Here is a 23,164-nt window from a genome sequence, read left to right on the forward strand (position 1 = left end):
GTCGGCGCGGCCGCGTGCGACGCCGGGCCGATCAGATATGTGGGGAACGATGCCGCGCCGGGCGCGCATCGTGCTCTTCAATCTAGGCGCTCGCGTCCGCATCACCCAATAGGCTTTTTCAATGCGGGCGATAGCGATCGACCGATGGCGGGGCGAACGGTCGTGCGAATGCGCGTGCGGCATGCCGCACGACCGGCGAGGCATCGCGCCGCGCAGGGAAAAATCCCGCCGCGGGCGCGATGCGTGCCCGGCCCGCCGCGCGCGGACCGGGCAACCGACGTTTACCGAACCTCGTCGGCAGGCAACGGACGCGCCATGTAGCTGACGATGCGCCCCGGCCCCGACGCACGGCCCACGCTCGACACGTTGCCGTGGCTGCTCGTGACGCCCGACCACCCGTTGTACAGGCGGCCGGCCACGAACACCGAATCGCCGCCGTGCAACGTGCCGTTGTTGGTCACATTGCCCATGACCTTGACGTCGCCGGCGTCGATCGTGCCGCCGTTGGTCACGTTGCCCATCGCGGCAAGCTGCTTCTGCGCACGCAGCGTGCCGTTGTTGGTCGTGTTGCCCATGACCTTGACGTCGCCGGCGTCGATCATGCCGCCGTTGGCCACGTTGCCCATCGCGGAAAGCAGCTTCTGCGCACGCAGCGTGCCGTTGTTGGTCGTGTTGCCCATGACCTTGACGTCGCCGCCGTCGATCATGCCGCCGTTGGCCACGTTGCCCATCGCGGCAAGCAGCTTCTGCGCACGCAGCGTGCCGTTGTTGGTCGTGTTGCCCGTGACCCGAACGTCGCGCCCGCTGACGACGCTGTCGGCGTCGACGTTGCTCAGCCGGCCATCGATCTCGAGCGCGCCGTCGCTGTGCAGCGTGCCGGCATTGGTCACGTTGCCGGCCACTCTGACGCTGCGCCCGTGCACGGAGCCGTCGTTGTCGAGGCGGCCGGCCACGTCGACGATACCGCCGCTGACCGTGCCGTGATTGTCGAGCGCGCTCGAAACCGACAATGCCCCGCCTTGCAGCCGCCCGCTGGACTCGACCGTCGCCTTGCCGCTCGATGCGAGCGACACGCTGCCGGCCGACGCGTCGACCGTGCCGGCGATCCTGACGCCGGTTTTCGCCGACGCGCCGATCAGCGCGATCTCGTCCGCCCGCAGGCTGCCCGCTTCGGACACGTCGATCGCCGCGGCCGGCGCCTTGCCGCTTGCCGCGCCGGAAAGCGTCTGCCGGTTCGATTGCTCGATCGCCGCCGTGCCTTGATGCGCGATCGCGACGAGCTTCTTCGCTTGCACCGCCGCGTCGACCTTCAGGCCGCGCGACACGAGATCGAGCTGGTTCGCGTCACGTGCGTCGAGCCCGGCGCCTTCGATCGCGATGCGACCGTTGTCGGTCCGGAACCGTGCGACATGACCGTCCTCGTCGAATTCCGTCGTGCCCGCGACGAGCGACACGCGGTTCGCGTTGATGAAGCTCGCGCCGTTCACGCTGATTCCGTTCGGGTTCGCGACGATCACGCGCGCCTGCTGGCCCGCGACTTCCGTGGCCCCGGCCAGCACCGACGCGTTGCCGCCTGTCACCTGGTTCAGGATGACCTGCGCCGATCGTCCGCCGAGCCGCGCGTTGCCGTCGATGCCGCCCGCCAGTTGCGTGGTCGCGCCATTCACGCTGTTGTTCAGCACGAGCCCCTTCGAACCGACGTTGTAGTCGAGGAAGCGGTTCGCGGAAATGCCCGCGACGTCCGGCGCGTTGATGTCGACGAGCGGCGTGCCGTTCGACGCGACGCCGAGAATCGGGCGATTGGCGGCGGCCGGGTCGACGACGAGTTTCGGGTTCGTTTCCGCGACCGGCGGTTCCGGGTTTACCGGCGGCTTCGTTTCCGCGACCGGCGGCTCCGGGTTCACCGGCGGCTTCGTTTCCGCGACCGGCGGCTCCGGGTTCACCGGCGGCTTCGTTTCCGCGACCGGCGGCTCCGGGCTCACCGGCGGCTTCGTTTCCGCGACCGGCGGCTCCGGGCTCACCGGCGGCTTCGTCGCCTCGCCATCGTCCGTCCAGTTTCCGCCCAACTGCAGCCCGGACGGAACCGAAAGCGTCCCCGCGTTCAGCGATCCGCCGTTCGAAAGCCGGACCCGGCCATCCGACAGCAACTTGATCGAACCCGTGAGCGCCTCGACCTTGCCCGAGATATTGATGCCGACGCCCGCCGACGTGCCGCGCATGACGATCGAATCCTCTCCATGCACGCTGCCGAGCTGCGACACGTCGATCGCGACGCGCGGCGCCTCCCCGCTCGTCGATGCATCGAACGACATCGCCTGAGGATTCTCGATGGCCGCCGTGCCTTGCTGCGCGACCGCGACCAGCTTCTTCGCTTGCAACGCGGCGTTCACCTTCAGGCCGCGCGACACGAGATCGAGCTGATCCAGATTGCGCGCGTCAAGCCCCGCGCCATCGATCGTGATGCGCCCGTTCTCCGTCCGGAACCGTGCGACATGGCCGTCCTCGTCAAATTCCGTCGTGCCCGCGACGAGCGACACGCGGTTCGCGTTGATGAAGCTCGCGCCGTTCACGCTGATTCCGTTCGGGTTCGCGACGATCACGCGCGCCTGCTGGCCCGCGACTTCCGTGGCCCCCGCCAGCATCGACGCGTTGCCGCCCGTCACCTGGTTCAGGATGACCTGCGCCGATCGGCCGCCGAGCCGCGCGTTGCCGTCGATGCCGCCCGCCAGTTGCGTGTTCGCGCCATTCACGCTGTTGTTCAGCACAAGCCCCTTCGAACCGACGTTGTAGTCGAGGAAGCGGTTCGCGGAAATGCCCGCGGCGTCCGGTGCGTTGATGTCGACGAGCGGCGTACCGTTCGGCGCGACGCCGAGGATCGGGCGATTGGCGGCGTTCGGATCGACGACGAGCGGCGGTTGCGCGAACGTCGGCTGCGCCGCGAGGATCGGCATCGCGAGCGTCAGCGCCGCGGCGAGCGTGGTGCGCGCGGATGGCGTAGCCGCGCGCGGGCGGTGATGGTGTTGACGTTTCATGGTCTTCTCGGTTTCCTGTAGATGAAAAAGCGGGCGCGGCGCAAGCCACGCCGGGCCTGGCCGGTCCGTCGATCGGCCGCTGGATGAGCGTGCGTACTTACATGGTGATTGCCTCCGTGAGGTTCAGGGGTTCGGCGGCTCGGGGCACGGCTGCACGCCGCCGCGATCAGAAACGGCTCGTGACGGACACATCGAACGTGGGTTGGGCGGTTCGCAGCGCGCCGGGCTTGCGAAGCGGCATGCCGAGCGCGACGTCGTAGCCGAACATCCGGTAGCCGCCGCGCACGCCGAGCGCGGCGCCGATCAGCGTGCGCCCTTCCCGGCCCGCGCCTTCGCGCGAACCCGCGCCCGTGACGAGCCCGGCGTCGAGCGCGACATAAGCCTCCTGCGCGCCGAACCACGGCGTGGCCAGCTCGTTGCGCCAGAACCAGCCGCTGTCTCCCGCGAGCGTCCGGTTGCCGTCGAAGCCGCGCACCGTGTAGCGGCCGCCGATCTGCAGGTATTCGGTCGACGGCAGCGCGCCGGGCGCGTACTGGAGCTGGAGGAAGCCGCGATAGCCGAACGGACGCGCGCCGATCCGGAACGGCGCGTCGGCGCCGAGCGCCGCGGTGTACACGCGATAGCGGCCGTCCCATCCGGTCTGTCCGTTGACGCGCCCGGGGAAGGCGCTCAACCCGGCGAGGCTGGCGCGCATGCCGACGCTCGCGTCGACGGTCGCGCGCGCGAACTTCTCGCGATGCGCCGCGCTCACTTCGTAGCTGACGATGTCATGACGGAACACGTCGAGTTCGATCGGACCGAACCACGAGCGATCCTCGCGGCGGGCGAGCCTGAAGCGCAGCGTGGTCTTGCCGTGGCCGGAGCGATACGGCACGTAGCCGACGCCGGCTTCATAGCGGCGGGTCCGCTGGCCGAACGGCGGCACGACCACGCCGGGCAGATCGGCCACCAGCGTCTGCCGGCTCGACCATTCGCTGACGCCGAGCGAAAACGACGCATAACCGATCGGCACGTTCCATGCGGCGCTTTTTGCCTGCGAGCCGAGCGACTTGTTGCGCAGCGCGGCGTCGGTGTTGTAGGTGACGATCAGTTGATCGTAGAGCCGCAGCGGCGAATCGATCGACACGATCGCGCCGAGCTGGTCGCGGCCGGTTGCGTCCAGCCCGCCGTTGTCGGCCGTCGCGACGAAACGAATGCGGCGCGCATCGTCCGGATGGCGGACGACGATGTCGGTGTCGCCCGTCAACGCGCCGGGCACCAGATCGAATGCGGTGGCCGCCTGGCCGGGCAGGCGGCGCACGTTCTCGAGCGCCTGATCGAGATCGCGCACGTTCAGCAACGCATGCGCGCCGCGCGGAAACACGATGGGCGTCCAGCCGAGCCGGCCGCGCGCATCGTCGATCGCGCCGATGCGGCCGGGCAGCACCTCGACGATCAGGCGGCCGGTCGACAGATCCTGCGGCGGAATGCTGACGAGCGACGTGATGTAGCCGCGCGCGACGAGACGCCGCCCGACCCACTCGCGCAGCAGGCTCAAGCCGTTCTGGCCGATGCACGCGCGCTTGATCGGCACGGCGTCGGGCAGCCACGGAAAAGCATCGGCGCCCCGCCACTCGATCGCATGAATATCGAAACACGGTGTTTCCGCGGGGAAGCGAAGCGTATCGGATTTGCTCGACGCCTTCGCGGACAGCACGTCCGGCCGGTCGAGCATCTGCTGCCTGAGCTCGTCGAGCTGTTGCGCCTGGTATCGCGGCGCACTCATGGGCTGCGCGCCGGACTCCGGTGTCCGCGCCGTCGCGGCAACGGCAAACGCCGGCAGACTCGCGGCACATAGCGCGCGAGCTGTGAATGCGATAAATGCAGCGGCGCGCTGCGCCTCGGCGGACCGAGTCGGATCACTGCATTTTTTGTTAAATGTCCTTAACACTCGAATCCTGCCAATCTCGCGGCCCGTGAATCAAGCGCGGATTATGCGGAGTCGAATAATCGACGTTCAAGCCAAAACAACGTCTTGAAATTAAATTCGTATTTGTCCCATTATCTCAATCGAGCAAATAGGACATTTCAGTGATCTCGTCGGGACATTGGCTTGATTGGGTTGGCTGCGAGCGTCAAGCGTCGTCGCACCCGAATCAGTCGGATTGGAACGCCGGACGCACATCGGCGACGCGCGCTTGCGCTCACGCATCCATCGCGCGCTTGAGCAGCAATTCGCGCTCGCGCTCGTTGCGCGTCAGTTCCGCCGCGCGGCGGAATTCCAGCTTGGCCTCGTCGGCGCGGCCGAGCTTCGCGAGCAGATCGCCGCGCACGCTCGGCAGCCAGTGATAGCGCGCGAGCGCCGGATCGTCGCGCAGCACGTCGACGAGTTCGAGCGCCGCGGCCGGCCCGAACGCCATCCCCACCGCCACCGCGCGATTCAGCTCGACGACCGGCGACGGCGCGACTTCGGCAAGCGCGTCGTACAGCGCGACGATCTGCGCCCAGTCCGTGTCCGCCGCCTGCCGCGCACGCGCGTGACACGCGGCGAGCGCGGCTTGCAGCGCATACGGCCCGCGCACGCCGCCGAGCTTCGTCGCCCGCTCCAGTGCCGCGAGGCCGCGCCGGATCAGCAACGGATCCCAGCGGCTGCGGTCCTGGTCGAGCAGCAGCACGGGCCGGCCCTGCGCATCGATGCGTGCGTGCATGCGCGACGCCTGCAGCTCCATCAGCGCGACGAGCCCGAGCACTTCGCTTTCGTCCGGCGCGAGCCCGGCCAGCACGCGGCCGAGCCGCAACGCCTCGTCGCATAGCGCCGGACGCATCCAGTCGTCGCCCGCCGTCGCCGCATGACCTTCGTTGAACACGAGGTAGATCACTTCGAGCACCGACGCGAGCCGCGCGGGCCGCGCATCGGCGGCCGGCACCTCGAACGGCACGTGCGCCGCCGCGAGCGTGCGCTTCGCGCGCACGATCCGCTGCGCGATCGTCGGCTCGGGCGTCAGGAACGCACGCGCGATCTCGCCCGTCGTCAGGCCGCCCAGCAGCCGCAGCGTCAGCGCGACGCGCGCGTCGGTCGACAGCACCGGGTGGCACGACGTGAAGATCAGCCGCAGCAGATCGTCGCCGATGTCGTCGTCGCGCGCGTCGGCGAGCGCGTCCGCGATGTCGGGGACGACATGCGCGTCGAGCGCGTCCATCTCGTGACCGAGCTGGTCGCGCTTCGCCGCATGAAGCGACTCCTGCCGGACCCGGTCGAGCGCGCGACGCTTCACGGCCGTCATCAGCCACGCGGCCGGGTTGTCGGGCACGCCGTCGACGGGCCAGTGCTCGAGCGCGGCGACGAGCGTGTCCTGCGCCAGCTCCTCGGCCACGCCGACGTCGCGCACCACGCGCGCGGCGCGCGCGATGATCTTCGGCGCCTCGATTCGCCAGACCGCCTCGATCGCACGATGCGTCGCCTCATGCGTCACGACGCCTGCCCCTGGGCGGACGCCTCCAGCGGCATGGCCATCAGCTCCCACGTGTGGCCGTCGGGATCGGTGAACCCGTGGCCGTACATGTTCGGGTACTCGCGCGGCGCCTGCGGCGCGGCCCCGCCGGCCGCCAGCGCCTTCGCGACGAGCCCGTCGACTTCGGCACGGCTGTCGCACGACAGGCACGACAACACCTGGATGTGCGTGGCCGGATCGATGATGGTCTTGTCGGTGAAGGTCTGGAAAAACGGCCGCACGAGCAGCATCGCGAAGATCGCGTCGCTGATCTTGATGCAGGCGGCCTGATCGTTGGTATAGGCCGGCACGACTTCGAAGCCGAGCGCCTGGTAGAACGTCTTCGCGCGCGGCAGGTCGGCTACCGGCAGGTTGATGAAAACCATCTTGTGCATGACGGGTGCTCCCGGTGAGGTTGGATTCAGGCGTGGCTGCGGCCGACGTGGAGATCGCGGAACCGCTCGACCGCGTCGCTCGGCGTGAGGTCGTCGAGCTCGAACAGCGGCCGCACCTCGATCTCGCAATCGAGCTCGGCGCCGAACGGCGCGGGAAACCGGCGCGTCCATTCGAGCGCCTCGTCGCGCGAGCGCACCTGGATCAGCGTATAGCCGGCGATCAGCTCCTTCGTCTCGGCGAACGGGCCGTCGATCACCGTGCCCTTGCCGCCCGCGTAGCGCACGCGCCAGCCATGGGCGCTCGGCCTCAGGCCGTTGGCGTCGAGCAGCACGCCGGCTTTCGCGAGTTCCTCGTGATAGACCGTCATCGCCTCGACCAGCCGGTTGTCCGGCAACGCGTCGGATTCGCTGACGGCGTTCGCCCGGATCATGATCATGAATCGCATCGTTTGCTCCTTGTCGTCGGTGGAAGGCGACGCCCGTTCCGCGGCGCCTTACCCGGACGACGGCCGAACGACGGCCGGATCGACACGCGCCACGACAAATCAGGGTAAATACGGAGTCGCGACGCTCACAGGAAGCACGGGCCGACCGCGCGCACCTCGACCGTGCACCATTGCGCGGCCGGGCACTGGCGCGCGATCTCGATCGCTTCCTCGCGCGTGTCGACGTCGACGAGGAAGAAGCCGCCGACCATCTCCTTCGCCTCGGCGAACGGGCCGTCGAGCAGGCGCGTCTCGCCGTCGCGCACCTGCACGCGCGTGCCGCGCTCGGAGCGCTCGAGCGACTCGACGCCGCGCAGCACGCCGCGCGCCTTCAGCGACTCGGCGAACTCGACCATCCGCGCATAGAGCGCCTGACCTTCGTCGAGCGTGCGCTCGGCGCGCTGTTCGGTCGGTTCGACAATCAACAGCATGTAAGACATGGATTTCTCCTGTGGGGGACGGGGCGCGGCGGCCTGCGCCGGGCGAGCGGCACACGACGCGCGGTGCGAAAGCGTAACAGCCGCGGAGCGGCTTGCCGCATCGTTGGCCAAGCGGCACTGGCCGGACGGCCATTTCGGCCGCGGCCCGACATTTTGCCTTCAAGATGCGGTCCCGAACTGTCGGATTTTCATCCTGTGGACCGTCTCATGTCACGCCCGCTTCCCCTGTTTGCCGTCGTGCTGTTCGTGGTGTTGTCCGTCATGCCGCCCAAGGCGCTCTTCGCCCGGCCGGCCGCCGCCGCGCTGCCCGTCAGCAGCGGCTGCGGCGGCGCCGCCACGGCGATCGCCGAAATCCGGCGCGCGGGCGGCCCGTCGCCGCTCGCCGGGCAAACGGCGTCGATCGAAGCGGTCGTCACCGCGGCGTTCGGCGGCGCCGACGGCCTGGGCGGCTTCTTCGTCCAGCAGGCCGACGCACAACGCCAACACCGGCCGGGCGTGCCGGAAGGCCTGTTCGTCTACGCACCGAACGCGCGCGTGGCGCCCGGCGATCTCGTGCATATCACCGGCAAGATCGACGAGAAATACGGCCGGACGCAACTCACGCTGTCGGGCGACGTGGCCGTCTGCGCGCGCGGGCAGACGGTCACCCCGGCAGTGCTCACGCTGCCGGTCGCGTCGCCCGCCGTCCTCGCCGCGCACGAAGCCATGCGCGTACGCCTGCCGCAAACGTTGACGGTCAGCGATACCTACGAACTCGGCCGCTACGGCAGCATCGTGCTGAGCAACGGCCGGCTGCGCGCGCCGACCCAGGTCGCGCCGCCGGCCGACGCCGCCGCGCACGCCGCGGCCAACGCGCTGAACCGCATCGTGCTCGACGACGGTTCGAACCGCCGCGACCCGGCGGTCGTCCGCTATCCGCCGCCCGCACTGAGCGCCGCCAACACGCTGCGCGCGGGCTACACGGTACGCGGTGTCGAAGGCGTGCTCGAGCTGCGCTACGGCACATGGCGGCTGCAACCGGTGGCCGGCGCGGCGCCCGTATTCGAGGCCGCCGCGAACCCGCGTACCGCGGCACCGGCCCGGCATCCCGGTGCCGACGTGCGCATCGTGTCGTTCAACGTCTTCAACTATTTCAACGGCGACGGCCACGGCGGCGGATTCGACGCGCCGGCCAACCGCGGCGCGAAAACGCCCGCCGCGTTCGCGCGGCAGGAAGCGAAAATCGTCGCGGCGTTGCGCGCGCTGCGCGCCGACGTGATCGGGCTGATGGAGATCGCGAACAACGGCCACGGCGACGCGAGCGCCATCCGTCGGCTCGCCGCGCAGCTCGGCGACGGCTGGCGCGCGGTCGCCCCCGGCACCGCGCGGCTGGGCCGCGATGCAATCGCCGTCGCGCTGCTGTACGACAGCCGCGCGGTCGAGCCGATCGGGCGCGCCGCCACCGTCTCGCTTGGCCGCCGCCACCGCCCACCGCTCGCGCAGACGTTCCGGCGCATCAACGGCACACGCACGTTCACGGTCGCGGTCAATCACCTGAAGTCGAAGAACTGCCCGCATGCGAGCGGCGTCGATCTCGACCAGTCCGACGGGCAGGGTTGCTGGAATGCGGCGCGCACGCAGGCGGCCGCGCGTCTCGCCGACTGGCTCGCCACCTCGCCGACGGGCATCGCGGCCGGCGGCGTGCTGCTGATCGGCGATCTGAACAGTTATGCGAAGGAAGACCCGGTTCGCACGCTCGAAGCGCGCGGCTACACGAACCTGGTCGCCCGCTTCGTCGGCGATGCTGCGTACAGCTACGTATTTCGCGGCGAGGCCGGCAATATCGACCATGCGCTTGCCACGCCGCCGCTCGACGCGCGCGTGAAGGCCGTACGGTTCTGGCACATCAACGCGGACGAACCGGTTGCGCTGCAACCCGTGCCCGATTACAAAACCGCCGCACGGCGGTCGGCTTATTACGCACCCGATGCATACCGCTCGTCGGATCACGATCCCCTCGTCATCGACATCGCGCTGGATCGGGGCGCCGCGCCACCGGCAGCAGGCACGAATCGTGCGCATCGCTCGGGCGTCGAGTAGTGCATTTGCATCAGCATCCAGCCTGCAATGGCACTATTTACCTGATGCCCGTGGCGACGCCATATTTACCGGACCTTCACTGCGACCTGCTGCTCGACACGCTGCTTCATCCCGAGACGCGAAATTTTTTCAAGCGCTGCGCGGCCCCGCGCGGCGGGCTTTCCCGGCGATCCTGCCGACGAATTGAAAATTTGTCTCGAAACTCAATGGGAGGAAGTGAATCACATGGGTTGCTGGGATTCGTCTTATCTTCAAAATGGGCCTGGAATCAAAGGAGGATAAACACCATGGCGCTTACCGACTCGATCGAACACAAGCTGGACCGCGGCCTGTCCGATATCCGCCGCACCGGCCGGCGCGTGGGCCGCACGACGCGCGCGGCTGCCCGCGATCTGCATGCCGACGTGACCGACGATCTGCGCGGGCTGGTCGATGAACTGGAAGATCTGCTGAAAAACGATGGCGATGGCGATATCGCCGCGCTGCGCAAGCGCGTGCAAGCCCGGCTCGATGAAGCGCGCGGCGCGCTCGACTACGCGTCGGGCAGCGCGGCCGCCCGGCTGCGCGATTCGGCCGAGCGCGTGTCGCAGGTCGTGCACGAGAACCCGTGGCAAACCGCCGGCGTCGTCGCGGGCCTCGCCTTCGTCGCGGGCCTGCTCCTTTCCCGCCGTTGAACGGGGCCGCGTGCACCGCCGCCCGCCCCGCCCGTCATCAATCAGACAACGAAGGAGAATCGCCATGCAGAAGTCCCTCGCCATGAAAGCCGCCGCCGCCGTGATGCTCGGCAGCCTCGCCCTCGCCGGCTGCACGACCACGTCCGACAAACCCGATACCGCCGCAGCCAGCGCGTCCAAGCGTCAATCGATCGACGCCAGCGTGAACGCGACGCTGTCGCGTCTGTATTCGACGGTGCCGGGTTCGCGCGACCTCGTCTCGAAGGCGCGCGGCGTCCTCGTGTTCCCGAACGTGCTGCAAGCCGGCTTCATCGTCGGCGCCCAGTCCGGCAACGGCGCGCTGCGCGTCGGCGGCAGCACCGTCGGCTACTACAACACGTCGTCGCTGTCGGTCGGCCTGCAGGCCGGCGCGCAGTCGAAGGCGGTCGTGTTCCTCTTCATGACGCAGGATGCGCTCGACTCGTTCCGCAAGTCCGACGGCTGGTCGGCCGGCGCCGACGCGTCGGTCGCGGTCGTGAAGGTCGGCGCGAACGGTGCGGTCGACTCCAACACGGCCACCGCCCCGGTGGAAGTGCTGATTCTGACCAATGCAGGCCTGATGGGCGACCTGTCGGTGAACGGCACCAAGGTCACCAAGCTCAACATCTGACGACGCCGCACGCGGCCTCGCGCCGCGTTCGCTTCCCGGCAGCGCCGCGGCCCCGGCCGCGGCGTTTTCGCATGTGCGTCACGCAGCGGCTATGATGGCGGCACCTTTGCGGGCATACTCCGCATGGGCCGCCCCGCGGATGGCCGCGGCGCGTTGCTCCGCGAACCCGTGACGTTCGCGAACCGATCGCGCGCGGGGCAACGAGATTCAATCAAACCACGCATCAATCTGCGCGAATGCACCCATGGATAGCGGACACGATCACCAAAAATTCTTCTATTTCCTGCTGTTCGCGGTTACCGTCGGACTCTGCTGGATCCTCGCGCCGTTCTCCGGCGCCGTCTTCTGGGGCACCATTCTCGCGATCCTGTTCCAGCCCGTGCAGCGCTGGCTGGCCGCGCGCTTCGGCAAGCGCCGCAATCTGGCCGCGCTCGTCACGATGTCGCTGATCATCCTGATCGTGATCCTGCCGCTCGTGTTCGTCACGGCCACGCTCGTGCAGGAAATCGCGTACGTGTACCAGGAGCTCAAGGACGCCCAGCCGAACTATTCGCAGTACTTCCACGACATCATTCACGCGCTGCCGACGTCGATCCAGAACCTGCTGCAGAAATACGGGCTGACCAACATCCCGGGCATCCAGAAGAAGCTGACCGACGGCGCCGCGCAGATCAGCCAGTTCGCGGCCACCCAGGCGCTCAGCATCGGCCAGAACACGTTCCAGTTCGTCGTGAGCTTCGGCGTGATGCTGTACATGGTGTTCTTCCTGCTGCGCGACGGCGGCGAGATCGGCCGCCGCGTGCGGCGCGCGCTGCCGCTCGACGAAGAGCACAAGAACCTGCTGCTCGCGAAATTCACGACCGTCGTGCGCGCGACCGTAAAGGGCAACATCGCGGTCGCGCTCGTGCAGGGCGCGCTCGGCGGCCTGATCTTCTGGATCCTCGGGATCGAGGGCGTCGTGCTGTGGGGCGCGCTGATGGCGTTCCTGTCGCTGTTGCCCGCGATCGGCGCGAGCCTCGTGTGGGTGCCGGCCGCGCTCTACTTCCTGATGATCGGCGCGGTCTGGAAGTGCGTGATCCTCGTCGCGTTCTGCGTCGGCGTGATCGGCCTCGTCGACAACCTGCTGCGCCCGATCCTCGTCGGCAAGGACACGAAGATGCCCGACTGGGTCGTGCTGATCTCGACGCTCGGCGGAATGGCGCTGTTCGGCATCAACGGCTTCGTGATCGGGCCGCTCGTCGCCGCGCTGTTCATGGCGAGCTGGGACATCTACGCACGGGCCGAACACGGCGAATGACTCGCGTCCGTCCGCCGGCGCTCCGCATGCGGGCGGAGATCGCCGCTCAGGGATGACGGATATGGATCACGACGGGCGCCACGGCGCCCGTTGCTTCATCCGCCGCAATCGTCATCACGCCGCCATACGGGCCGACGCGCTGAACCTGGCCCGGCGCCAGCCGCACGCTTTGCCCGGCGTGCGCATCGCGCCACGTTGCGCGCACCGACGCGCCGCCGTCCGGCGCGAACGGCGCGCCGTCGGGCCCGACCAGCGCCACCTGCGCACCGGGCAAGCGCCGGCCATGCGCATCGAACCGGAGCGTGGCCGTTGCCGCGTCGTTGGCCGTCTCCCGTGCATCGACGAGCACGCCCGCCGGGGCATCGAGCGTCACGTCGTAGAGATCGACGAGCGAGCCGGTGAACCGCACGACGCCATCCGGCGCGGGCTGCCCGGCTGCCATCGCGTTCGACATGGCAGTCGACATCGCGAGTACGACACCGAGCCCGATCACCATCCTCCGTACGCCCCCGGCGCGCGATGCCGCTGCCGATCCCGACCGCTTCGCGTTGTTCCGCATGTTTCCTCTCCTCTGCCGCGTCACCAGAAAAACAGGCGGCGTGACGCGTGGGTCACGCCGCCTGTCTGCTGGCAATCACTTTAGGGAGAGCGGCCCGGACAATATATGGGACAAGTCCTAAACTGCAGCCGGGTTGATCGAACTCAGCGCAATCGACATCGCCCCGCGGCCCGATGCGAACGGCGTTGCACGCCCGTCACGCGTCCGGGTCGACCCGCAGTACGAGCTTGCCGCGATGGTCGCCGTCGAACAGCCGGTTCAGCACGTCGGGCGCGTTTTCGAGCCCATCGGCCACGGTTTCCTCGGCCTTGAGCCGGCCGTCGCGCAGCCAGCCCGCGAGCGTCTGCACGGCTTCGCGGCTCTTGCGGTAGTCGAGGATCAGGAAGCCGCGCATCGTCAGCCGCTTCGAGATCAGCACGCCGACGTCGTCGGCCGCGCGGCCGCTGTTGTAGTTCGAGATCACGCCGCACAGCGCGACGCGCCCGCCGATCACCATCCGCGACAGCACCGCGCGCATCACCTCGCCGCCGACGTTCTCGAAGTTCACGTGCACGCCGTCCGGCGTCGCCGCCTTCAGTTGCTGGCGGAAATCGTCGGCCTTGTAGTCGACGGCCGCGTCGAAGCCGAGCGTCTCGGTCAGGTAGCGGCACTTGTCCGCGCCGCCCGCGATGCCGACCACCCGCGCGCCGTGGATCTTGCCGATCTGCCCGGCGATCGAGCCGACCGAGCCGGCCGCCGCCGACACGACGAGCGTTTCGCCCGGCTGCACCGGCGCGATGTCGGTCAGCCCGTAGTACGCGGTCAGCCCGCTCATCCCGCACGCGCCGAGCAGCGTCGGCAGCGGCAGGCCCGACTGCGCGGGCAGCTTCACGAGCTGCGCGGCCTGCCCGGCCGGCACGACCGCGTAGTCCTGCCAGCCGACGAGCCCCTGCACGAGATCGCCTTCCGCGAACTCCGCGTTGCGCGACGCGACCACGCGGCCGATACCGAGCGCGCGCATCACCTCGCCGATCGCGACGGGCGGCAGGTACTGCGGCACGTCGCTCATCCACACGCGGTTGGTCGGGTCCATCGACAGATACAGCACGCGCACGAGCACCTCGCCGTCGGCAAGCGCCGGCACCGGCGTCTCGACGAGCGAAAAATGTTCGCGGCCGACCCGCCCTTCCGGGCGCGTCTTCAGCAGCAGCTGGCGGTTCACGGGTGTCGACATGCTGTTCTCCTCCAATCGTTGTGGTTCGGGATGCGCGTCAGACCGCGCACATGCCGCCGTCGATCACGAGTTCGGCGGCCGTCACGAAGCGGCTCTCGTCGGATGCGAGATAGACGGCCGCGTGCGCGACGTCGTCCGGCTCGCCGAGCCGGCGCAGCGGAATGCCGCGCGCGAGCTTGCGCGTCGCGTCGCGTTCGCCGAGCGACTGGAACAGCGGCTCGACGATCCCCGTGCGGATGAACGCCGGGTGAATCGAATTGCAGCGCACGTCGATCTCGCGGCGCGCGCAGTCGATCGCGACCGATTTCGTCAGCGACGCGACCGCCGCCTTCGACGCGTTGTACGCGGTGAAATCCGGTTCGACCTTGAACGCGGCGACCGACGAGATGTTGATGATCGACGCCGGGTGACTCTCGGCCAGATACGACAGCGCATGCTTGCAGCCGAGCACGATGCTCTCGACGTTGATCGCCATCACGCGCCGCCACTCGTCCAGCTCGATTTGCGCAGGCGAGCCGATCGAGCCGACGCCCGCGTTGTTGACCAGCACCGACAGCCCGCCCATCGCATCGACCGCCTGCGTGAGCAGCGCCTGCCAGCGCGCTTCGTCGCGCACGTCCTGGGTCGCGGCGAACGCGACCGGCGTCGCATGGCCCGCGTTGAGTTCCTGCGCGAACGCATCGAGCACCGCCGCTTCCGCGATGTCGGTGACGAACACGCGCGCGCCCTGCTCGACCATCCGGCGCGCGATCGCGCGGCCGAGGCCGCCCGCGGCGCCCGTGATGTATGCGCACTTGCCGGCGAGGCGCGGGGAAACGGTTGTCATGTGCCTGCTCCTGTCGTGAATCGTCGTCGCGGAACGCTGCCGCGACGGGGTTTTCGTGCCTGCCGGGCCGCCGCCGGCCGACGTGCGCCGGTTACCGGTACGCCGGCATGACGGCGCACCGCACGTTTGCGCGAGTATATCGAGATAAGCGCGACGCAAGCAGGACCGGCCCGGCACGACAGCCAGCGTACGCGAACGCGGCCGATCGATGAAATGAATATTCGTGATGCCCGGTCATAAGCGCCGTTCATGGCTGGCGCGTCGCCGCGCCGATGCGCGAAGCGGCGGGCGCGGCCGGACGCGTGGACGGGCCGGCCAGTCGATTATCGGCATGACGGGCGTTGGGTTGCGCATCAAGGAGAACGCAATCGGGAAGATGAACCGGCGGCGTGGCATCGTGCCCTCCGCCGGAAAGCGCCGGACGAACGCCGGCGGCAAGAAAGCGGCGCCGAAGCGCCCGCCAGGGCCCGAAAGTCAGAAGCCGTCGCCCGACGGCGCGCGCACGAACGCGCAGAGCTGCGGCGAATGCGTGTCGATCATCTGCTGGAACGGCGCACGGTGCCCGTACGCGATACCCGACACGAGCAACAGGCAGACCGCCGCGACGCGCGGCGAGAACGTGCGCTGCCGCGCGCCGTCGTAGCCGCGCAGGAACACCAGCGCGACCAGCGCGCCGAGCATCCAGCCGACGACGACTTCCGGCACGGTATGCGAGTGATCGAACACGCGCGCGACGGCCGTGAGCGCGCCGACGGCCAGCCCGGCCGCGATGCCCGGCGCCTTGCCCGGCCGGAACGCTTGCCACAGCATCGACAGCGCGACCGTCCAGACGGAAGTCGACAGCATCGTGTGGCCGCTGATCACGCGGAAATCGAACTGCGCGAGCTCGATGCCGCATCCGGCGTACAAGATCTTCGTGGCGCCGACGAGCCCCATCCCGGCGGCCAGCAGCCCGCCCCAGCGGGCGGCGAGGCGCCAGTCGGTCAGCGCGAGCCACGCCGCGCAGGTCAATGCGATCGGCAAGGTCAGCGCGGCATCGCCGATGTTGCTGATTTCACTCCACATGACGGACTTCGGAGACGAACGAAAGGCCGCAGTTTACCGCATGCGCGCAGCGCACCTGTGTCAGCCTGTGACAGGCTGTATCAGCCCGCGACACCGGTAATCAACAGCAGGTTCGTGCCGGTGATCACGGCGAACAGCGCCCACGCGAGCACCTGCATCCCGCGGCCGATCGCGTGTTCGCCCATCGTGCGGCGATCGCTGACCGAGCGGATCAGCGGCCACATCGCGAACGGCAACTGCAGGCTCAGCAGCACCTGGCTCCAGACGAGCAGTTGCCCGACCGAGCCGTCGCCGAGCCACAGCACGCCAATCAGCGCCGGCACGAGCGCGAGCCCGCGCGTGATCAACCGGCGCTGGTAGCACGGGATCTTCGTATGGAGGAAACCGTCCATGATCACCTGGCCGGCGATCGTGCCGGTCAGCGTCGAGCTCTGCCCCGACGCGAGCAGCGCGATGCCGAACAGCAGCGCGGCCGCGCCGCCCGCGATCGGCGTGATCAGCCGGTATGCCTGCTCGATGTCGGTCACGTTGTGCTGGCCCGTCGCATGGAATGCCGCGCCCGCGACGACGAGGATCGCCGCGTTGACGAGCATCGCGACGAACAGCGACACGCAGGTATCGATGCGCACGAGCGCGAGCGTGTCGCGGATCACGCCGCGCGTGCCGCCGACGACGTGCCGCGTCTGCACGACCGACGAATGCAGGTACAGGTTGTGCGGCATGATCGTCGCGCCGACGATGCCGAGCGCGAGCACGATCGCATCCTTGCGGTCGTGGCCGGGATCGCCCGGCACGAGCCCGCCGACCACCGCATGCCAGTCGGGCGGCGTGATCGCCACCTGCGCGACGAAGCAGAACGCCATCGTCGCGATCAGCCCGAGCACGATCGCCTCGATCTGCCGGAACCCCTTGCCCTGCAGGCCGAGCACGATCACGGTGTCGAGCGCGGTCAGCACGACGCCCCACGCGAGCGGCACGCCGAGCAGCAGCTTGAACGCGAGCGCGCAGCCGAGCACTTCCGCGATGTCGCACGCGATGATCGACACTTCGGCGGTCATCCACTGCACGACGCGGCCGAACCGGCCGTAGCGGTCGTAGCTCGCCTGCGCGAGATCCTTGCCCGCGACGAGGCCGAGCCGCGCCGCGAGCATCTGCAGGAAGATCGCCGCGATGCTCGAGAACGCGACGACCCACAGCAGCGAATAGCCGAACTGCGAGCCGGCCTGGATATCGGTCGCCCAGTTGCCGGGGTCCATGTAGCCGATCGCGACCAGCAAGCCCGGGCCGAAGAAACGCCTGAGCTTCTGCCAGCGCGGCGCGGCGGCGTCGATCGTGATGCTGCCCTTTACTTCCGACGGGCAGAAAGGGGCGGTGGCGGTAGAGGGGAGGAAAGGCATGGAAACCGGGAATCGAGGTCGCGACACGACGATTCTACGGGTATCCGTCCCGTTTTCCCGCGCGCGGTCGCGCACGCGTCGCAATTCGCCCCGTCGCCGTCGCAACACGCGGCGGCGTGCCCGTCATCGGGAACGGGTGACGCCGCGCGGTGCGCGAGGATTTTTTCCCGCTCGGCGACGCGATATTCGGTCGGCGACATCAGCAGGCGCTGGCGAAACAGCTTCGCGAGCCGCTCGCCGCTGCCGAACCCCGTGCGCCGCGCGACCTTGTCGGCCGGCAGCGTCGTATGGATCAGCATGTGGCACGCCCGTTCGAGCCGCACGTGCTGGACGAACTCGGTCGGCGTCACGCCGATTTCCTTCTTGAAGCGCCGCAGGAAATTGCGCTCGCTCATCGCGGCCGCCTGCGCGGCGTCCGCGACCGAGATGCGGTTCACGCTCTGCGCGCGCAACCGCTGCGCGGACATCCGGATCGACGGGCTCGCGCTCAGTTCGCGGAACGCCCACATCGACTGCACGTAGCGCTGCTCGACCGGCCGCGCCATGTTGCTGGCGATTTCCTGCGCGGCGCCGTCGCCGAGGTCGGCGCGGAACATGTCGAGCGCGGCGGCGAACACGTCGGTCTCGCCGGCCGGCGATTCGATCGTCGTGGTGACGCGGTGCCCGGCCCTGCCCGGCCGCCCGTCGACCGACGCCGGCGGCCGCCGCGTGGCGGCGAGCGCGGGCAGATCCATCGCGTCGACGATCCAGCGCGCCTGCTGGCGAATGTCGGCCAGGCGCCGCTGCAATGCGTCGTCCCAGTTGACGGCCGCGCGCTCGCCATGAAGATGAAAGAACGCGAGCGCACGGCGGCTGTGTTCGTCGCCGAGCGGATCGGCCGCGATTCTCACGCCGGACGACGACTGCAACAGTCCCCCGCTTTCGGATACGTACTTGAGCTGGTAATCCACGCCGTACCCATGCAGGCGATTCGCCAGGTTGAAGGCCTCGCCAAGACGCGCGGCCTGGGCCAACGAAAACCCCGTGCTCAAATAGATGATGACCCACCGCTGATCTGCTGCATTCACTGGCCAAGCCCCCGACTTGTTCGACTTCTTCTAATACCGTCGAACTGTCAGGCTTATATTTGGTTTGAATGCGTGCGACAGGACGGCTATCCCGAAATATGAAGCGACGGCATCTTAGCCGAACGGGTAGCGCCTTTGGCGCGAAATGGCCGACGGGGACAGCATGATGGCGGATTACTACAGGCTGCCGCGCGCCGCTGGTATGCCGACACTGAAACGCGTATGCGATGCGGCCGATTATTGCAGCCGCCATGCTCAATGACGAGTGTGTTCGATGGCGTCGTGCATCGGCAAAGCGAACGCTCGCGTATCGGCGCGAACGGCATCGACATGCATCGAACGTGCGATCGCGTCGCACGCCGACGGGCGCATCCGTTGCCCGCGCATCCGTTGGAATCGATCGGTCCTTCACCACGCCGCCCGCGCGCCGCACGTCACGCAACCGGCCGTCACGCATGCGCTCAACCGGCTGCGCGCGCATGTCGACGATCCATTCCCGCTGCGCGCGTACTGGCACGAGTCACGCGACACCGACCGCGCGCATCAGCGGGTGCGCGAACGCATCGTCGCGCGCTGCGCACGCGCGCTCGACCGGGAAGGTATGCTGGCGGCTGCACGCCGCCACACGGCGCCTTCTTTCCTCGATCCGCTTACCGGAGACTTGCCATGTCGCTCATCCACGCCGCCGCCGTCCTCGATGCCGACGCACCCGATTACGTCGTCCAGTTGCAGGCCGGCACGCATGCGCTGACCGGCGACGAGGCACCGCGCGAAGGCGGCCAGGATCGCGGGCCAGCGCCGTACGAGTTCGTCCTGGCCGGGCTCGCGCAATGCACGGCCGCGACGCTGCGCATGTACATGCAGCGCAAGACGTGGCCGGCCGCGCGCATCGCGGTGCGCACCGAGCTGCATGCCGATCGCGAAGGCGCGCAGTACGTGCGCCGCGTCGTGACGCTCGACGGCCCGCTCGACGACGCGCAACGCCAGCGTCTCGCGGAGATCTGCGAGAAAACCCCCGTGACGCAGTTCATCAAGCGCAGCACGCGGATCGAAACGACGTTGAACTGACGCACCGACGCACGCCGCAGGCGCTCACGCACGGCGCTCGAACGCTTGAAAAACGGAACGGGCGGGCCGCGCATCCAGCGCGACCCGCCCGTTCGTCGATCCGGCCCGACGCTTACAGTCCGAGCGCGGACAGATCCAGCTTGCCGTCCTTCATCGGCGGGCACCAGAAATACGCGCCCGTCAGCGGCCGCGTGAAGCGGAACAGGCCGTCGACGATCCCGTCTTCCGCGCCGCTCATCCGGCGCATCTGCACGTCGAATGCGCGGAACGAGCAGCCGAACGCGACGAAGTAGAGGCCCGCCCGGCGCGTGTCCGACCACGGCGACGAACGGCGCAGCATGAACGCCTCGGGCGCGAAGCTTTCCTGCGCGGTGCGCTTCACGTGCGCGAATTCGGGCGCGTCGTCGAGTTCCTCGTTGTCCGAACGGCGGCGCCCGATGATGTCGTCCATCTCGCCCGACGGGATACGCTCCATCTGGTCGAAGTCGTGCACCCACTGCTGCACCGCGACGAAGCTCGAGCCGTCGAGCCCCGCGCCCTGCCCCGTCACGATCGCCGCGGCCACCGCGTCGTCGCCTTCCGGATTCTCGGTGCCGTCCTCGTAGCCGGACAGGTCGCGATCGTTCGAATAGCGGAAGCCGTCGACGGCGTCCTGCAGCACGAACGCCGGCGCCAGCGCGCGTTCGATCGCCCGCGCGCGCAGCACGATCTCGCCGCGGTCGTCCGAGCGCAGCCACACCCACACGTCGGCCGGCGTGATCGGCAGCGTGCGGTCGTTCACGGAGAACGCGGGGTATTCGGTGAGTCCCGGCACCGGATGCCCGAGATAGGCCGCCAGCGCGTGCCCGAAGCCGACGACCGTGTCGCGTCCGTCGGCGATCTCGCGCAGCGCGGCCAGCGCCGCCGCGATATTGCCGTCATTCGACATCGTGAAAGTGAGGTATCGGGCTGCCGTATCGATCGGAGCCAGGATGCCTTGCTGAACGTCGCTCATCGTTTCCTCGGGAATGGTTCGGAGTGAATCTGTGCGGGCCGCATCGTCGCGCGCCGCGGACGCGCAAGTGTAATCGATGCGCCTGCCGGCCCCGCGCCCGCCATCGCGCAACGTACGCGAAAAGGGGCCAAAACCCCGAATACTAACCGTATCGACGCCGCAACGCCGCATTCGTCAGACGTTGCGGCGCGCGCGACACTCCTGATAAAATCGCGACACGTCTTTTTTCGGCGTCCTTTCAACCGTTCACTTCAGGGAGGTGCAGATGTTCCGAATGCCAGCAACCTTCCCGAACGTGGTCCCACGGCGCAGCTGATCCAGCCCGCCGTCCGCGCCGGCTCCCGAGTTTTCCGCTAACCCGTCAGCCGCGCTTTTCCCGACAGCCCGTTTCGTTCCGCCCGCGTGTTTCGCGCGGCCCGGCTGTTGCGTTTTCGACGTTCTCCGAACCGGAAAGTCCCGTCGCGCGATGCGCCGGGCAACGATACATGACCAGAAAACCCCCCCATCTGGGCGGCCACGCATTCCAGGCCGTCTTCGGCTTCACCGTCCGTTACTGGCGCAAGCAGCCGGCGCGCATTGCCGCGGTCGCGAGCCTCGCGCTGCTCGCCGCGCTCGCCGACGTCCTCACGCCGCTGTTCGCCGGCCGGCTCGTCGACGCGCTGTCGGCCGGCCTGACCGACCGCGCCGCCGCGTGGCATTCGGCCCTCGCCGCGTTCGGCACGCTGGCCGCGCTCGGCATCGGCGCGACCGTGCTGCGCCAGGGCGTCTACCTGAACATCATCACGCTCACGCTGAAGATGATGAGCGAGATCGCTGCCGCGTCGTTCCACCGCGTGCAGCGCTTCTCCACCGACTGGCATGCGAACAGCTTCGCGGGCTCGACCGTACGCAAGATCACGCGCGGGATCTGGGCGCTCGACCTGCTCAACGACACCGTGCTGATCGCGCTGCTGCCGTCGGTCACGATGCTGGTCGGCGCGACCGTGCTGCTCGGCACGCACTGGCCCGTGATGGGGCTCGTCGTCGGCGCGGGGTCGCTGCTGTACATCGCGGTGACGGTCGCGGTGTCGCTCGGCATCGTCGCGCCGGCCGCCCGGCTCGGCAATCTGTGGGATACGCGCATGGGCGGCGCGCTCGCCGACGCCGTGAGCTGCAACGCGGTCGTCAAGGCGTTCGGCGCTGAAACGCGCGAGGAAGCGCGGCTCGCGCGCGTGATCGGCAAGTGGCGGCAGCGCACGCGCCGCACGTGGGTGCGCGGCACGTTCAACGGCGGGCTGCAGGGTGCGATGCTCGTCGCGATGCAGGCCGCGATGATCGGCGTCGCGCTGCGGCTGTGGATGAACGACGAGGCGAGCGTCGGCGACATCGCGTTCGCGCTGACGATGTTCTTCATGCTGCAGGGCTATCTGCGCGACGTCGGCATGCACATCCGCAACCTGCAGCGCTCGGTGAACGACATGGAAGAACTCGTCGCGCTCGAACGGCAGCCGCTCGGCATCGACGATCGCCCCGGCGCGCCGGCCATCCGCATCGATCGGGGCGAGATCCGCTTCGAGCACGTGACGTTCCGCTACGGCAACCATCCGGTGCCGCTGTACGACGATTTCTCGATGCGGATCGCACCCGGCGAACGCGTGGGCCTCGTCGGCCATTCGGGGTCGGGCAAGACGACGTTCATCAAGCTGATCCAGCGCCTGTACGACGTGTCGGGCGGCCGCATCACGATCGACGGGCAGGACATCGCGCAGGTGCGGCAGGATTCGCTGCGCAGCCAGATCGCGATCGTCCAGCAGGAGCCCGTGCTGTTCCACCGCACGCTCGCGGAGAACATCGCGTATGCACGCCCCGGCGCGAGCCGCGCCGACATCGAGCGCGCCGCGCGGCTGGCCAGCGCGCACGACTTCATCGCCGCGCTGCCGGACGGCTACGACACGCTCGTCGGCGAACGCGGGATCAAGCTGTCGGGCGGCGAGCGCCAGCGCGTCGCGATCGCGCGCGCGTTCCTCGCCGATGCGCCGATCCTGATCCTCGACGAAGCGACGTCGAGCCTCGACAGCGAAAGCGAGCTGCTGATCCAGCAGGCGATGGAACGGCTGATGGTCGGCCGCACGACGCTCGTCGTCGCGCACCGGCTGTCGACCGTGCGCGCGCTCGACCGGCTGCTGGTGCTCGATCGCGGCAAGGTGATCGAGGAAGGCAACCACGATGCGCTGATCCGCATCGACGGCGGCATCTATCGCCGGCTGTTCGAGCGGCAGGCGCTGGAGCTGGCGAAGGGGCTCGCCGATTCGCCGCGCCGCATGGTGGATCGCGACGCCGGGCCGCTGGGCGAACCGGTGGAGGCTTGACGCCGGCGCGTCGCGATGCGGCCCGGCGGCGCGGTCATCGCCGCCGGGCCGTGTCGTCGGCAATCGGTTCCGGATCGAGGCCGTGCCACGCGCACGGCCTTTTTCG

Annotated in this window: 19 protein-coding genes and 1 pseudogene; 7 read left to right on the forward strand and 13 right to left on the reverse strand. The window is 68.8% G+C overall.

Annotated features, from left to right (window positions below; genetic code table 11):
* Window positions 1-281 precede the first annotated feature (281 nt).
* The 6 genes from WS64_RS35340 to WS64_RS23020 all read right to left on the reverse strand — a co-directional run bounded on the left by WS64_RS35340 (window position 282) and on the right by WS64_RS23020 (window position 7,822).
* The gene (locus WS64_RS35340; RefSeq protein WP_060967790.1) at window positions 282-3,032 is read right to left on the reverse strand and encodes a filamentous hemagglutinin N-terminal domain-containing protein; all 2,751 of its coding nucleotides are present in this window, start codon (window positions 3,030-3,032) and stop codon (window positions 282-284) included.
* Window positions 3,033-3,198: 166 nt separating this feature from the next.
* On the reverse strand, window positions 3,199-4,797 hold the full coding sequence (locus WS64_RS23000; RefSeq protein WP_081103898.1) for a ShlB/FhaC/HecB family hemolysin secretion/activation protein: 1,599 nt from the start codon (window positions 4,795-4,797) through the stop codon (window positions 3,199-3,201).
* 418 nt (window positions 4,798-5,215) lie between these two features.
* Window positions 5,216-6,484: an RNA polymerase sigma factor gene (locus WS64_RS23005; RefSeq protein ID WP_060967792.1), complete on the reverse strand. Its 1,269-nt coding sequence runs from the start codon at window positions 6,482-6,484 to the stop codon at window positions 5,216-5,218.
* The gene (locus tag WS64_RS23010) at window positions 6,481-6,897 is read right to left on the reverse strand and encodes a VOC family protein (protein ID WP_059573774.1); all 417 of its coding nucleotides are present in this window, start codon (window positions 6,895-6,897) and stop codon (window positions 6,481-6,483) included. Before WS64_RS23010 ends, WS64_RS23005 begins: the two co-directional genes overlap by 4 nt.
* Window positions 6,898-6,923: 26 nt before the next feature.
* A complete protein-coding gene (locus WS64_RS23015) occupies window positions 6,924-7,343 on the reverse strand; it encodes a YciI family protein (protein WP_059573773.1) in 420 nt (139 codons plus the stop codon).
* A gap of 125 nt (window positions 7,344-7,468) precedes the next feature.
* Entirely contained in the window at window positions 7,469-7,822 is a 354-nt protein-coding gene (locus tag WS64_RS23020) for a YciI family protein (protein WP_059573772.1), read from the reverse strand.
* 207 nt (window positions 7,823-8,029) lie between these two features.
* Between WS64_RS23020 and WS64_RS23025 the strand changes: the two genes are divergently transcribed.
* The 4 genes from WS64_RS23025 to WS64_RS23040 all read left to right on the forward strand — a co-directional run bounded on the left by WS64_RS23025 (window position 8,030) and on the right by WS64_RS23040 (window position 12,521).
* Window positions 8,030-9,901 (forward strand): ExeM/NucH family extracellular endonuclease, encoded by a 1,872-nt coding sequence (locus WS64_RS23025; RefSeq protein ID WP_060967793.1) that lies wholly within the window; start codon window positions 8,030-8,032, stop codon window positions 9,899-9,901.
* Window positions 9,902-10,188: 287 nt separating this feature from the next.
* Complete coding sequence (locus WS64_RS23030) at window positions 10,189-10,575, forward strand: ElaB/YgaM/YqjD family protein (RefSeq protein WP_059573770.1); 387 nt, start codon at window positions 10,189-10,191, stop codon at window positions 10,573-10,575.
* A 64-nt stretch (window positions 10,576-10,639) separates the two neighbouring features.
* A complete protein-coding gene (locus WS64_RS23035) occupies window positions 10,640-11,224 on the forward strand; it encodes a BPSL1445 family SYLF domain-containing lipoprotein (RefSeq protein ID WP_059573769.1) in 585 nt (194 codons plus the stop codon).
* Window positions 11,225-11,468: 244 nt separating this feature from the next.
* On the forward strand, window positions 11,469-12,521 hold the full coding sequence (locus WS64_RS23040; protein ID WP_059573768.1) for an AI-2E family transporter: 1,053 nt from the start codon (window positions 11,469-11,471) through the stop codon (window positions 12,519-12,521).
* A gap of 46 nt (window positions 12,522-12,567) precedes the next feature.
* Here WS64_RS23040 and WS64_RS23045 read toward each other — a convergent pair whose 3' ends face one another.
* From WS64_RS23045 to WS64_RS23070, 6 genes are all read right to left on the reverse strand, one after another.
* Window positions 12,568-13,080, reverse strand: coding sequence for a hypothetical protein (locus tag WS64_RS23045; RefSeq protein ID WP_060967794.1), 513 nt, complete (start codon window positions 13,078-13,080; stop codon window positions 12,568-12,570).
* A 196-nt stretch (window positions 13,081-13,276) separates the two neighbouring features.
* Complete coding sequence (locus tag WS64_RS23050; protein WP_059639844.1) at window positions 13,277-14,293, reverse strand: NADP-dependent oxidoreductase; 1,017 nt, start codon at window positions 14,291-14,293, stop codon at window positions 13,277-13,279.
* Window positions 14,294-14,330: 37 nt separating this feature from the next.
* Window positions 14,331-15,119 (reverse strand): SDR family oxidoreductase, encoded by a 789-nt coding sequence (locus WS64_RS23055; protein ID WP_060967795.1) that lies wholly within the window; start codon window positions 15,117-15,119, stop codon window positions 14,331-14,333.
* A gap of 474 nt (window positions 15,120-15,593) precedes the next feature.
* Window positions 15,594-16,184 (reverse strand): phosphatase PAP2 family protein, encoded by a 591-nt coding sequence (locus WS64_RS23060; RefSeq protein WP_060967796.1) that lies wholly within the window; start codon window positions 16,182-16,184, stop codon window positions 15,594-15,596.
* Window positions 16,185-16,264: 80 nt separating this feature from the next.
* Complete coding sequence (locus WS64_RS23065; protein ID WP_060967797.1) at window positions 16,265-17,581, reverse strand: Nramp family divalent metal transporter; 1,317 nt, start codon at window positions 17,579-17,581, stop codon at window positions 16,265-16,267.
* Complete coding sequence (locus WS64_RS23070; RefSeq protein WP_060967798.1) at window positions 17,530-18,594, reverse strand: helix-turn-helix domain-containing protein; 1,065 nt, start codon at window positions 18,592-18,594, stop codon at window positions 17,530-17,532. The genes WS64_RS23065 and WS64_RS23070 overlap by 52 nt, the downstream gene beginning before the upstream one ends.
* 469 nt (window positions 18,595-19,063) lie before the next feature.
* Here WS64_RS23070 and WS64_RS35105 point away from each other — a divergent pair.
* Both WS64_RS35105 and WS64_RS23075 read left to right on the forward strand, forming a co-directional pair.
* Window positions 19,064-19,153, forward strand: a pseudogene (locus WS64_RS35105) (helix-turn-helix domain-containing protein); the annotation flags it as partial.
* Between the two features lie 161 nt (window positions 19,154-19,314).
* The gene (locus tag WS64_RS23075; protein ID WP_060967799.1) at window positions 19,315-19,716 is read left to right on the forward strand and encodes an OsmC family protein; all 402 of its coding nucleotides are present in this window, start codon (window positions 19,315-19,317) and stop codon (window positions 19,714-19,716) included.
* Window positions 19,717-19,828: 112 nt separating this feature from the next.
* Here the strand turns inward: WS64_RS23075 and WS64_RS23080 are convergent, their stop codons facing one another.
* Window positions 19,829-20,710: a Dyp-type peroxidase gene (locus WS64_RS23080; RefSeq protein WP_059573761.1), complete on the reverse strand. Its 882-nt coding sequence runs from the start codon at window positions 20,708-20,710 to the stop codon at window positions 19,829-19,831.
* Window positions 20,711-21,195: 485 nt separating this feature from the next.
* Here WS64_RS23080 and WS64_RS23085 point away from each other — a divergent pair, with 485 nt between their 5' ends.
* On the forward strand, window positions 21,196-23,058 hold the full coding sequence (locus WS64_RS23085) for an ABC transporter ATP-binding protein (protein WP_060967800.1): 1,863 nt from the start codon (window positions 21,196-21,198) through the stop codon (window positions 23,056-23,058).
* Window positions 23,059-23,164 lie beyond the last annotated feature (106 nt).

This window comes from Burkholderia anthina (assembly GCF_001547525.1).
GTDB classification, from domain to species: domain Bacteria; phylum Pseudomonadota; class Gammaproteobacteria; order Burkholderiales; family Burkholderiaceae; genus Burkholderia; species Burkholderia semiarida.

Bases quoted from the DNA above. Each gene is read 5' to 3' on its own strand.
- WS64_RS35340 (WP_060967790.1), bottom strand. From the start codon at position 3,032: ATGAAACGTCAACACCATCACCGCCCGCGCGCGGCTACGCCATCCGCG.
- WS64_RS23000 (WP_081103898.1), bottom strand. From the start codon at position 4,797: ATGAGTGCGCCGCGATACCAGGCGCAACAGCTCGACGAGCTCAGGCAG.
- WS64_RS23010 (WP_059573774.1), bottom strand. From the start codon at position 6,897: ATGCACAAGATGGTTTTCATCAACCTGCCGGTAGCCGACCTGCCGCGC.
- WS64_RS23015 (WP_059573773.1), bottom strand. From the start codon at position 7,343: ATGCGATTCATGATCATGATCCGGGCGAACGCCGTCAGCGAATCCGAC.
- WS64_RS23020 (WP_059573772.1), bottom strand. From the start codon at position 7,822: ATGTCTTACATGCTGTTGATTGTCGAACCGACCGAACAGCGCGCCGAG.
- WS64_RS23025 (WP_060967793.1), top strand. From the start codon at position 8,030: ATGTCACGCCCGCTTCCCCTGTTTGCCGTCGTGCTGTTCGTGGTGTTG.
- WS64_RS23030 (WP_059573770.1), top strand. From the start codon at position 10,189: ATGGCGCTTACCGACTCGATCGAACACAAGCTGGACCGCGGCCTGTCC.
- WS64_RS23035 (WP_059573769.1), top strand. From the start codon at position 10,640: ATGCAGAAGTCCCTCGCCATGAAAGCCGCCGCCGCCGTGATGCTCGGC.
- WS64_RS23040 (WP_059573768.1), top strand. From the start codon at position 11,469: ATGGATAGCGGACACGATCACCAAAAATTCTTCTATTTCCTGCTGTTC.
- WS64_RS23045 (WP_060967794.1), bottom strand. From the start codon at position 13,080: ATGCGGAACAACGCGAAGCGGTCGGGATCGGCAGCGGCATCGCGCGCC.
- WS64_RS23050 (WP_059639844.1), bottom strand. From the start codon at position 14,293: ATGTCGACACCCGTGAACCGCCAGCTGCTGCTGAAGACGCGCCCGGAA.
- WS64_RS23055 (WP_060967795.1), bottom strand. From the start codon at position 15,119: ATGACAACCGTTTCCCCGCGCCTCGCCGGCAAGTGCGCATACATCACG.
- WS64_RS23060 (WP_060967796.1), bottom strand. From the start codon at position 16,184: ATGTGGAGTGAAATCAGCAACATCGGCGATGCCGCGCTGACCTTGCCG.
- WS64_RS23065 (WP_060967797.1), bottom strand. From the start codon at position 17,581: ATGCCTTTCCTCCCCTCTACCGCCACCGCCCCTTTCTGCCCGTCGGAA.
- WS64_RS23075 (WP_060967799.1), top strand. From the start codon at position 19,315: ATGTCGCTCATCCACGCCGCCGCCGTCCTCGATGCCGACGCACCCGAT.
- WS64_RS23080 (WP_059573761.1), bottom strand. From the start codon at position 20,710: ATGAGCGACGTTCAGCAAGGCATCCTGGCTCCGATCGATACGGCAGCC.
- WS64_RS23085 (WP_060967800.1), top strand. From the start codon at position 21,196: ATGACCAGAAAACCCCCCCATCTGGGCGGCCACGCATTCCAGGCCGTC.